This is a genomic window from Bacillus sanguinis (assembly GCF_018332475.1).
Lineage (GTDB): Bacteria > Bacillota > Bacilli > Bacillales > Bacillaceae_G > Bacillus_A > Bacillus_A sanguinis.
The window spans coordinates 1-10954 of sequence record NZ_BOQB01000044.1 but is presented as its reverse complement, the minus strand read 5'-3'; the positions used below and the strand labels follow the sequence as shown (position 1 = coordinate 10954).

12 protein-coding genes and 1 pseudogene are annotated in these 10954 nt (G+C 36.0%); 10 read left to right on the top strand and 3 right to left on the bottom strand.

Annotated elements, in window-relative coordinates:
- Window positions 1-98: 98 nt before the first annotated feature.
- Window positions 99-338 (top strand): DUF3894 domain-containing protein, encoded by a 240-nt coding sequence (locus KI369_RS06315; protein WP_016135324.1) that lies wholly within the window; start codon window positions 99-101, stop codon window positions 336-338.
- Between the two features lie 77 nt (window positions 339-415).
- On the opposite strand, the gene prli42 is transcribed toward KI369_RS06315, so the two are convergent.
- Window positions 416-508, bottom strand: a complete 93-nt coding sequence (prli42, locus tag KI369_RS06310) for a stressosome-associated protein Prli42 (RefSeq protein WP_000549038.1) — start codon at window positions 506-508, stop codon at window positions 416-418.
- Between the two features lie 189 nt (window positions 509-697).
- Between prli42 and KI369_RS06305 the strand changes: the two genes are divergently transcribed.
- The 3 genes from KI369_RS06305 (at window position 698) to KI369_RS06295 (ending at window position 4068) form a co-directional block, all read left to right on the top strand.
- Window positions 698-1243, top strand: a complete 546-nt coding sequence (locus KI369_RS06305) for a GNAT family N-acetyltransferase (protein WP_002008488.1) — start codon at window positions 698-700, stop codon at window positions 1241-1243.
- A gap of 126 nt (window positions 1244-1369) precedes the next feature.
- Complete coding sequence (locus tag KI369_RS06300) at window positions 1370-2488, top strand: tripeptidase T (protein WP_212955421.1); 1119 nt, start codon at window positions 1370-1372, stop codon at window positions 2486-2488.
- Between the two features lie 341 nt (window positions 2489-2829).
- Window positions 2830-4068: a DNA polymerase IV gene (locus KI369_RS06295; protein ID WP_212955420.1), complete on the top strand. Its 1239-nt coding sequence runs from the start codon at window positions 2830-2832 to the stop codon at window positions 4066-4068.
- 412 nt (window positions 4069-4480) lie between these two features.
- Here the strand turns inward: KI369_RS06295 and KI369_RS06285 are convergent, their stop codons facing one another.
- Window positions 4481-4732: a DUF3932 family protein gene (locus KI369_RS06285; RefSeq protein WP_000656495.1), complete on the bottom strand. Its 252-nt coding sequence runs from the start codon at window positions 4730-4732 to the stop codon at window positions 4481-4483.
- Between the two features lie 189 nt (window positions 4733-4921).
- On the opposite strand from KI369_RS06285, the gene rnz reads away from it, so the two are divergent.
- From rnz to sdaAA, 4 genes and pseudogenes are all read left to right on the top strand, one after another.
- Entirely contained in the window at window positions 4922-5845 is a 924-nt protein-coding gene (gene rnz / locus KI369_RS06280; protein ID WP_212955419.1) for a ribonuclease Z, read from the top strand.
- A 344-nt stretch (window positions 5846-6189) separates the two neighbouring features.
- Window positions 6190-6387, top strand: a pseudogene (locus KI369_RS29440) (hypothetical protein); the annotation flags it as partial.
- 78 nt (window positions 6388-6465) lie between these two features.
- Complete coding sequence (sdaAB, locus tag KI369_RS06275; protein ID WP_048531003.1) at window positions 6466-7125, top strand: L-serine ammonia-lyase, iron-sulfur-dependent subunit beta; 660 nt, start codon at window positions 6466-6468, stop codon at window positions 7123-7125.
- Window positions 7126-7143: 18 nt separating this feature from the next.
- Window positions 7144-8022, top strand: coding sequence for an L-serine ammonia-lyase, iron-sulfur-dependent, subunit alpha (sdaAA, locus tag KI369_RS06270; protein WP_212955418.1), 879 nt, complete (start codon window positions 7144-7146; stop codon window positions 8020-8022).
- Window positions 8023-8074: 52 nt separating this feature from the next.
- On the opposite strand, the gene proI is transcribed toward sdaAA, so the two are convergent.
- A complete protein-coding gene (gene proI / locus KI369_RS06265) occupies window positions 8075-8914 on the bottom strand; it encodes a pyrroline-5-carboxylate reductase ProI (RefSeq protein WP_212955417.1) in 840 nt (279 codons plus the stop codon).
- 165 nt (window positions 8915-9079) lie between these two features.
- Between proI and KI369_RS06260 the strand changes: the two genes are divergently transcribed.
- Both KI369_RS06260 and KI369_RS06255 read left to right on the top strand, forming a co-directional pair.
- Window positions 9080-10033, top strand: coding sequence for an MBL fold metallo-hydrolase (locus KI369_RS06260; RefSeq protein ID WP_087956880.1), 954 nt, complete (start codon window positions 9080-9082; stop codon window positions 10031-10033).
- 9 nt (window positions 10034-10042) lie between these two features.
- Entirely contained in the window at window positions 10043-10837 is a 795-nt protein-coding gene (locus KI369_RS06255; RefSeq protein WP_212955416.1) for an SDR family oxidoreductase, read from the top strand.
- The last annotated feature ends 117 nt before the right edge of the window (window positions 10838-10954 follow it).

The window sequence follows — 10954 nt, the reverse complement described above, 5'->3', positions numbered from 1 at the left end:
TGGCTTTTTCATATGCAATAAGTTGTCTTGACATGTGTACATAACCATGAGTTAATGAAAGTATAGAAAGATAAAAAATAGGTAAAGGGGTTGCTCATATGTACTTGAATCCAAAAATTTCGTATATGCAATTTTTTATGGGATTTCTATTTGTTATTACATTCATATTGGCAACTTTTAATATATGTTCATATCTTGTAGCAATTGTATGTATGGCATTACTCAATCTTACTTTTGTTATTGGAGCATTTCAGCAGAAACAATATACAAGTTTTATAATAGCACTTGTAATGTCATTTTCCTTTAGTATTGTAGCGATTGTGCTTTATATAAAATAAACCATCTCGATATCGAGATGGTTTATTTTATTATGTTATGTGTAAAAAGTAAAAAAAGGACGAACAAATCGTCCTTTTTACCAAAACATACTCGCACCAGCAAGTAATGTTGTTACAAGCATAGAAATTAGCATTACATAAATCATAACTTTTTGAGCTTTTTTATGCATCGTTAAGCCTCCCTGCAAATCAGTACAATATCATTGTAACGAGAAATGATATTGTGGACAAGGGGAGAGAAATGACAAAATTCGAGAAGTGCGTGTAAAGTATAACAGGAAATTTGTATGTATGTAGAGAATATATAAGAATGATAGATTACAAGTTTTTTGTTATGCAAGCTGAAGAATGGAGATACGATGATGAAAATATATGAAACAAATCGTTTACATTTAAGGGAAATCGATGAGTCGTATGCTGAAAAAGTTCTTCAATATTACGACAGAAATCGTGAATTTTTAAAAGCTTGGGAAGAGTATAGACCGGATGATTTTTTTACGTTAGATTATCAGAAGAAAAAGTTACAAAAGGATAGAAAAGAGTTCGCAGAAGGGAAAATCATCAGGCTTTGGATTTTTAAAAAGGGTGATGATACGAAAATAATTGGATGTATTTCATTTAATTTAATTGTTCGCGGAATTTATCAATCTTGTGTACTCGGCTATAAATTAGATAAGGCAGAGTTAAACAAAGGTTATACGACAGAAGCGCTTAGAAAAGCAATTCAAGTTGCTTTTGAGGAATTTCAATTACATCGTATAGAAGCACCGATTATGCCGCGAAATTTAGCATCTATACAAGTCGTGACGAAGATAGGTTTTCAATATGAGGGCGTGTCTAGGAAGATGTTAATGGTTAACGGAGTGTGGGAAGATCATATGCGCTGGGTATTGTTAAATGAGTAATAGAAAGCAGATGGTTATCTAGACATATAAACCGTCTGTTTTTGTCTTGTATTTCGAAACTTTTGCGAAATTCTGTTATAATTAATAGTGTTACATACATAATGGTAGTGCAGGAGGCGCAGTCTTATGATTAATCAAGAACGTTTAGTAAATGAATTTATGGAATTAGTACAAGTAGATTCTGAAACGAAATTTGAAGCAGAAATTTGCAAAGTGTTAACAAAGAAATTCACAGATTTAGGTGTAGAAGTATTTGAAGATGACACAATGGCTGTTACTGGGCATGGTGCAGGTAACTTAATTTGTACATTACCAGCAACAAAAGAGGGTGTTGATACAATTTACTTTACTTCTCATATGGATACAGTAGTTCCTGGTAATGGAATTAAGCCTTCTATTAAAGATGGATATATCGTATCAGATGGTACTACAATTTTAGGTGCGGATGATAAAGCAGGATTAGCATCTATGTTCGAAGCAATCCGTGTTTTAAAAGAGAAAAATATCCCTCATGGTACAATTGAATTTATTATTACAGTTGGAGAAGAATCTGGTCTTGTTGGTGCAAAAGCATTAGATCGTGAGCGCATTACAGCGAAATACGGTTACGCATTAGATAGCGATGGAAAAGTTGGTGAAATCGTTGTTGCAGCTCCAACACAAGCGAAAGTGAATGCGATTATTCGCGGGAAAACAGCTCACGCTGGTGTAGCACCAGAAAAAGGTGTATCTGCAATTACTATCGCAGCGAAAGCAATTGCGAAGATGCCACTTGGTCGTATAGATTCTGAAACAACTGCAAATATTGGACGTTTTGAAGGTGGTACACAAACGAATATCGTTTGCGATCATGTACAAATCTTTGCAGAAGCACGTTCTTTAATCAATGAAAAAATGGAAGTACAAGTTGCGAAAATGAAAGAAGCATTTGAAACAACTGCAAAAGAAATGGGCGGTCAAGCAGACGTTGAAGTAAACGTTATGTATCCAGGATTTAAATTTGCTGATGGCGATCACGTTGTAGAAGTTGCAAAACGTGCAGCTGAAAAAATTGGTCGTACACCTTCTCTTCATCAAAGTGGTGGCGGAAGTGATGCAAACGTAATTGCAGGACATGGTATTCCAACAGTTAACTTAGCGGTTGGTTATGAAGAAATTCATACAACAAACGAAAAGATTCCTGTTGAAGAATTAGCGAAAACAGCAGAATTAGTTGTTGCTATTATTGAAGAAGTAGCGAAGTAATATAATAGAAGAGCGTGTAAATCACAATTGATTTACACGCTTTTTATTTTGATTCAATTGTTTTTACAAGGCGAATCAGCCAATACAAGAAAATCCATGGCAATATATAAGTTGTTGCTATATGACTAAGCGAGGGAAGAAGCCAAACGTATTAATATTGAAAATAGGGAGTAGTAAATAATTAATGGCAATGATTAATATAATCACCTCTTCTTACAATTATATCCATTTTGTGTAAATTATATCGAATGTATAAAAGGAAAAGAACAAGTAATTATTATAAATATTATGCAAAATTTGATATAATGAAAGAACGAACGTTCTGATTAGGGGTGAGTACTATGCGAGAAATGTATCCGAAAAAGGGTCGTGTTATTTTACATGTAGATATGAATTGTTTCTTCGCATCTGTTGAAATTGCTCATGACCCATCATTACAAGGAAAGCCGTTAGCGGTTGCAGGAAATGAAAAAGAAAGAAAAGGAATTATCATAACATGTAGTTATGAGGCGAGGGAATATGGGATACGTACGACGATGCCTCTTTGGGAAGCGAAAAGGTTATGCCCGCAATTAGTTGTAAGGCGCCCTAATTTTACATTATATCGTGAAGCTTCATTTCAAATGTTTCAAATCCTTTCTCGTTTCACGGAAAAAATACAACCAGTTTCTATAGATGAGGGATATTTAGATATTACAGATTGCTACGCACTTGGTTCGCCTCTTGAAATAGCAAAGATGATTCAACAAGCATTATTAACAGAGTTACAGCTTCCATGTAGCATCGGAATTGCTCCAAACCTTTTTCTAGCAAAAACAGCTTCTGATATGAAAAAGCCTCTCGGTATTACCGTACTTCGAAAACGAGATATTCCAAAAATGATTTGGCCACTTCCAGTTGGAGCGATGCATGGAATTGGAGAAAAAACGGCTGAAAAATTAAACGATATTCATATACAAACAATTGAGCAGTTAGCAAAAGGGAACGAACATATCATTCGCGCTAAAATTGGAAAGCATGGTGTTGATTTACAAAGGCGGGCAAAAGGTGTAGATGATAGGGAAGTAGACCCGAGTCAAATGGGACAACATAAAAGCGTTGGTAATTCGATGACCTTTTCGAAGGATATGGATGAAGAGAAAGAATTACTTGATATGTTAGAACGTTTATCCAAGTCGGTGAGTAAAAGATTACAAAAGCGAACCCTTGTCAGCTATAATATTCAAATTATGATTAAATATCATGATAGGCGCACAGTAACGAGGAGTAAGCAATTGAAAAATGCCATTTGGGAAGAACGAGATATTTTTCAGGCTGCATCCCGTTTATGGAAGCAACATTGGGACGGTGATTCCGTTCGTTTACTAGGTGTGACAGCTACTGAAATAGAGTGGAAGACAGAATCGGTGAAACAATTAGATTTGTTTTCATTTGAAGAAGATGCGAAAGAAGAGCCGCTACTTGCTGTCATTGATCAAATTAATGATAAGTATGGAATGCCGATTTTACAACGAGGTAGTCAATTATTACGTAAGCAAGAAAAGTCTTTTCAGCAAAAATTAGAAAATAAGTTTATGTAGAAGGTGTCATGAGGCTGTAAATATCATGGCACCTTTTATTTTTAAAATTAATTATGAGATTTTTTACTATAAAGTTTTTATCCCGCTTTAATGGGCAGTAAGACCCCCACCTCAAAATTCAGCGAAAGCAAAGAAGTTAGGTGGGGGATCAACTGCCCATAAAAGTCCGATTGGTGAGGGCTAATAATCAGTGGGGGGATGAAGAAAACCCCCACTGATTAAAGTTTCACTTTATAGAAAACTAATTGTTTCTTTTGCACTACAAGCAAAAGAGTTATTGAATAAATCAAGTGAAAAGATAATTTTAGATGGGTTTGATCGAAGTATATATACAGATTTTTGGGCGGAATATGATTATTTGTTAAATAAGTATAAATAAAAAAGCACTGTAACCAGTGCTTTTTATGATAGATTATGAGATTGTAGCATTTTCAAAAATAACAATTTCTGAACTGTTTGTTGTTGAAACGCGTTGTGCGTAATATGTTAAAGCTGAAGAAATATATGTTGGTAACGAATCATTTGTATGTGTTGTTGTATATTCATGGATTAATTCTTTCAAAGTCGTCCATTCTAATTGTGCTGGGTGATCTGACACGAAAGAACTTACCCAGCGATCAAATGAAGATGAAAAATCAGTTTGTAAACGAAATGCTTCTTTCATAATAAAACGCTCCCTTAAAATGTAGTATAATCATTTTAACATAAAATACGAACGATAGCTAAGTTTTTCGAGTATAATGTTCGTGTTATATAGTTGTCTAGATGATTGGTTATGTAAATTCGATTTGCCATTTGAAATAACATTCCGTAAGATGAAAGATAGATTATATAAAGAGCTGGAGGAAAGAAAGTGGAATTTGTATTTTTAGGAACTGGTGCAGGTGTTCCTTCGAAAGGAAGGAATGTTTCAGCAATTGCTTTGCAATTGTTAGAAGAACGAGGACAGACTTGGTTATTTGATTGTGGTGAGGCGACGCAACATCAAATATTACATACATCAGTACGCCCACGCCGCATTGAAAAAATATTTATTACGCATTTACATGGTGATCATATTTTTGGCTTGCCTGGTTTATTAGGAAGCCGTTCATTTCAAGGAGGGACTACACCTTTAACAGTGTATGGACCAAAAGGAATTAAACAATTTATTGAAGTGGCATTATCAGTAAGTACGACACATGTAAAATATCCACTTGAAATTGTTGAGATAACAGAAGAAGGTACTGTGTTTGAAGATAATGAATTTCATGTGGAAACGAAAAGATTGTCACATGGTATTGAATGTTTTGGGTATCGTATTATAGAGAAAGATATACAAGGTGCCCTTTTAGTTGATAAATTAATGGAGATGGGTGTGAAACCAGGTCCACTCTTTAAACGTTTAAAAGATGGAGAAGTAGTTGAATTAGAAAATGGTGCGATACTAAACGGAAAAGATTTTATCGGCCCACCTCAAAAGGGAAGAGTTATTACTATTCTAGGTGATACAAGATATTGTGAAGCGAGTAGAGAGCTAGCACAAGACGCTGACGTACTTGTTCATGAAGCAACTTTCGCGGCAGAAGATGAACAACAAGCGTATGATTATTTTCATTCCACATCTAAGCAAGCTGCGAGTATTGCGCTTCAGGCAAATGCAAAACGTTTAATATTGACTCATATTAGTTCTCGTTATCAAGGAGATACATATAAAGAATTATTGAAAGAGGCAAGAGAGTTATTCTCTAATACAGAAATAGCTACAGATTTGAAATCATTTCCAGTGGAAAGATAATAATGGTATGAAAAAATGGCGACAAGAGGTTGCCATTTTTTTATTTCTAAAAAAAATTAAAAATAAAACTGTTATCATTTTATACTTATATGGGATGAAACAGAAAGTTTTAATGATGTGAAGATATAGGATGAAACTACATAGTATCAATTATTTTAAAAAACTGTTATATAAGTCAGACGACATATGAGTGATACAAATAGCAAAAACGGACCGTTATTCAGAACTTTTAAAATTCAATAAAAGTAAGCGTTTTATTAAAAACAAGCTATAATGAGGGCAGATTATAATTTATCCGCTAGTTGCGGGCTAATAATCAGTGGGATGGATAAAATCCCTACTAATTATATGCTATCCTTGTAAGTGGTTCTGTGTTAAACTTTGGATTGCTACCAGACTTTATTGTGGATTAGCTTATATTATTTTTAAATGAAGGTAATGCGAAGTTTCTTATTTATTATGGTCACTAGTATTATTTCAGGATATATTGTTTCACTGTGATTCAAAAACGATCCAATTCGTACAGCGGAATAAATTCGTAGTACAACTGGAAAAGCAACCGATTTGGTAGCTTAATAGAATAGTAAAAATTTTTTCATAGAGGTTTAGGGGGAGTTATGATGAAGTATCGCTCAGTATTTGATATTATTGGTCCAGTTATGATTGGTCCATCAAGTTCACATACAGCAGGCGCAGCAAGAATGGGGCAAGTTGCTCGCCAGCTGTTTCGTCATGAACCAGAAAGAGTAAGCATTTCATTATATGGATCATTTGCAAAGACGTATCGTGGGCATGGTACAGATGTAGCACTGATCGGTGGGATATTAGGGTTTGAAACAGATGACTTACGTATTCCAGAGGCGCTAGACATAGCAAAAGAGCGCGAAATTGAAGTGGAATTCATTGAAGAAGATGCAAATGCACCTCACCCAAATACAGCGAGAATTCGTTTGTATAAAGGTGAAGAAGAAATTGAAGTTGTTGCTTGCTCAATTGGTGGCGGTAAAATTGAAGTTGTAGAATTAAACGGATTCGATCTTCAATTAACAGGCACGAGTCCAGCACTACTTATTGTAAATAACGACCGCTTCGGTGCTATTGCAGCAGTAGCTTCAATCCTTGCAAAACACGAGATTAACATTAGTACAATGAGTGTTTCTCGTAAAGAAAAAGGAAGAAGAGCGCTTATGGTCATCGAAACAGATGAATTATTAGCAGATGAAGTGATTGAAGAAATAAACGCGCAACAAAATATTTGTCAAGTAACTATTATGGAATAATTGCAGGGGGGACACACCATGTTTCGGAACGCAGCGGAACTAGTGGCGCAAGCTAAAGAACAAAATGTAAAAATCGCAGAAATTATGATTCAATGTGAAATGGAAACAAGAAGTATTTCACGTGAAGAAGTAATTGCTGGTATGGAAAAGAACTTAGTCGTAATGGAGCAAGCAGTAGAACGTGGTATTCGCGGAGTGAAATCACCAACTGGTTTAACTGGTGGAGATGCTGTAAAAGTTCAAGCGTATATGAAGAGCGGAAAAGGCTTATCTGGAGATACGATTTTGGACGCAGTGAGTAAAGCTGTTGCAACAAATGAAGTAAACGCAGCGATGGGAATTATTTGTGCAACGCCAACAGCAGGGTCTGCTGGAACAGTGCCAGGTGTACTATTTGCACTAAGGGAAAAATTGCAGCCTACACGTGAAGAAATGATTGAATTCTTATTTACAGCAGGAGCTTTCGGCATGGTTGTTGCGAATAACGCTTGTATTTCTGGTGCGGCAGGAGGATGCCAAGCCGAGGTTGGTTCAGCAAGTGGTATGGCAGCTGCAGCTGCAGTTGAGATGGCTGGTGGAACGCAAGATCAAGCAGCTACAGCGATGGCAATTTCATTAAAGAACATGCTTGGTTTAGTATGTGATCCTGTTGCAGGGCTTGTAGAAGTACCTTGCGTAAAACGTAATGCAGCGGGCGCTTCAAATGCGATGATTTCAGCTGATTTAGCATTAGCTGGTGTAACGAGTACAATTCCATGTGATGAAGTAATTGAGGCAATGTTTAGAATCGGACAAACGATGCCAGTAGCACTTCGTGAAACAGCTGAAGGTGGACTTGCAGCAACACCGACTGGTCGCCGTCTGCAAGAAGAGATTTTTGGGAAGGCTAATAACTAAACAATATATGTTTATAAAAAAATGGAGCTCAAGTAAGATTGAGCCCCATTTTTTATTTTTCTTTTGTTAGTTGTTTTAATGTTTCCCCAAGATTATGTGATCGTTGCGCTGCTTGTGTAATACAAGAAATAAGTGCTTGTTGAAATTTATGTTCTTGTAATACTTCAATACCTGCTTCGGTCGTTCCACCAGGAGAAGTAATTTCCTTTCGCAAAATAGAAGGGTGTTTTTCACTTGCTTTTAGCATCTCAGCAGCACCAATCATCGTTTGAAGAATAATTGACTTTGCAACATCTTCTTTTAAACCGATTTTTTTTGCAGCTTCTTCCATCGCTTCTACTACGTAATAAATATAAGCAGGCCCACTTCCAGATAATGCAGTGACAGCATGCATATCTTCTTCCTCTACAACAGAGACGAGACCGACCGTTTCAAATAAAGCTATGGCAGTTTGAATATGTTCCGCTGTTGCATGTTTTGAAGGTGAGATAGCGGTAGCTGATTTTAAAATAGCTGCAGATGTATTTGGCATTGCACGAATAATCGGAACGTCTTTTTGAAGTAGGTTTCTAATCGAGTGAGTAGAAACACCTGCTAATAACGAAATAATAAGCAGGTTATTATGTATGTCTTCTTTAAAAGGGATAAGCGCTTCTGCGACATCCTTCGGTTTCATTGCTAGAAAAAGAATATTTGTATTAGTAAGTAGTTCTTTTTTATTGTGTGTACCTTTGACGCCGTATTTGTTATGTAGCTCCTGCAACCTTGTCTCGTTAGAGCGATTACTTACAGTAATTTGTTCGCCTTTTACAACATTTGCATGTAACAAGCCACCAATAATAGCTTCAGCAATAGAGCCTGCACCGAGAAAGGAAATGTTTTGAATGGACATGATGTTCCTCCTTTAAATTTGGTTAGAAATTCTTATAAATGTACATACATTCGTTTTTTTATAGGAAACACCTCTTTTTATCTGAAAATAATGACAAATATATATAGAAGTTGTAAACTGAAGAAGTATTCATTTTTGAACCGGAAAGAGACAGGGGGGCTAAGCATGACGGCGATTCACCGAATGGAGATTCCTGTGCCATTTGCAGTTGAAACTGTGAATGTGTTTTTAGTTGAGGGGGAGACGTTAACATTAATTGATACAGGGACGAATACAGAAGAGGCAAGAAATGCGTTAGAAAGGCAATTAGGTACATTAGGATATACGATAGAAGATATTGAAACAGTAGTCATTACACATCATCATGCGGATCATTGTGGGCTTTTAAATATATTTTCTGAGAAGACGAACATTATTGGGCATCCTTGGAACGAGCCTTGGATCACACAAAATCCAGAATTTTTAAAGTGGTATCATGAGTTTTTTAGAGAGACTGCTTTGCAATTTGGTGTTCCAGCAGCATTTTTGAAAGACGAGGCATTATTGACGACAAAGACACTGAAATATTCTTGTAATAGATCATTAACGCATACTGTGAGAGAGGGAGATTGTATTGATTCAATGCCTGGATTTACAGTAATTGAAACACCAGGTCATGCTTCCACTCATATTTCATTATATAGAGAATCTGATGGAATACTAATTGGAGGAGATGCTCTCATTAGTCATATTTCTTCGAATCCAATATTAGAACCACCATATGAAGGACAAACAGAAAGGGCACGCCCGTTATTACAATATAATCAAACGTTAAAGCGTTTAAGTGAAATGAATATTTCACGCATTTTATCAGGACATGGAGAAGACGTACTAAATGTGAAACAACTTATTGAAACGAGATTACAAAAGCAAGAAACACGTGCTTTTAAAGTGCTTGAGTTATTAAAGGAAAAACCAATGACAGCATTTGAAGTATGTGTAAAACTATTTCCGGTATTATATAAGGAGCAATTGCCACTTACTATTTCAGAAACTGTTGGACAATTAGACTTTTTAGCATATAATCAACAAGTGATGATTGATGAATCTTCGCAACAATTGATTTATTATGCAAAGTAGGTGACAGCAATGACGGGACGTTTACAAAATAAAGTAATCGTCATTACAGGTGCTTCTAGTGGAATTGGAGAGCAAGTTGCAATGCAAGTTGCAGAGCTGGGTGCGACTCCAGTATTAATGGCTAGAACAGAAGAGAAATTAAAAGCGTTAGCGGACAAAATTAAAGAAACTTATAATACGCCTTGCTATTATTATGTATTAGATGTAAGTGAAGAGACGGAAGTACAATCTGTTTTTTCAAAGGTATTACAAGAAGTGGGACGTATTGATATATTAGTAAACAATGCGGGATTTGGTATTTTTAAAACGTTTGAAGATGCATCAATGGATGAAGTGAAAGATATGTTCCAAGTAAATGTATTTGGATTAGTAGCTTGTACGAAAGCGGTACTACCTTATATGGTGAAAAGAAACGAAGGGCATATTATTAATATTGCTTCACTTGCTGGGAAAATTGCAACTCCGAAATCAAGTGCGTATGCAGCGACGAAACATGCAGTATTAGGATTTACGAATAGTTTACGCATGGAGTTGTCTAATACAAATGTTTTCGTAACAGCGATTAATCCAGGTCCGATAGATACGAACTTTTTTGAAATAGCTGATCAATCCGGTACATACGTAAAAAATATGGGACGATACATGTTAAAACCAACATATGTAGCAGAGCAAATCGTAAAATCGATGCAAACGAAAAAGCGTGAAGTAAACTTACCGAAGTGGATGGGCATTGGTCCGAAACTGTATGCCCTATTCCCAGGTTTATTTGAGCGTGTTGCAGGCAAATCATTAAGTAAAAAATAGGAGATTTCCATATGGAAATCTCCTATTTTTTTATCCCGCTTTAATGGGCAGTAAGACCCTCACCTCAAAATTCAGCGAAAGCAAAGAAGTTAGGTGGAGGATCAACTGCCCATAAAA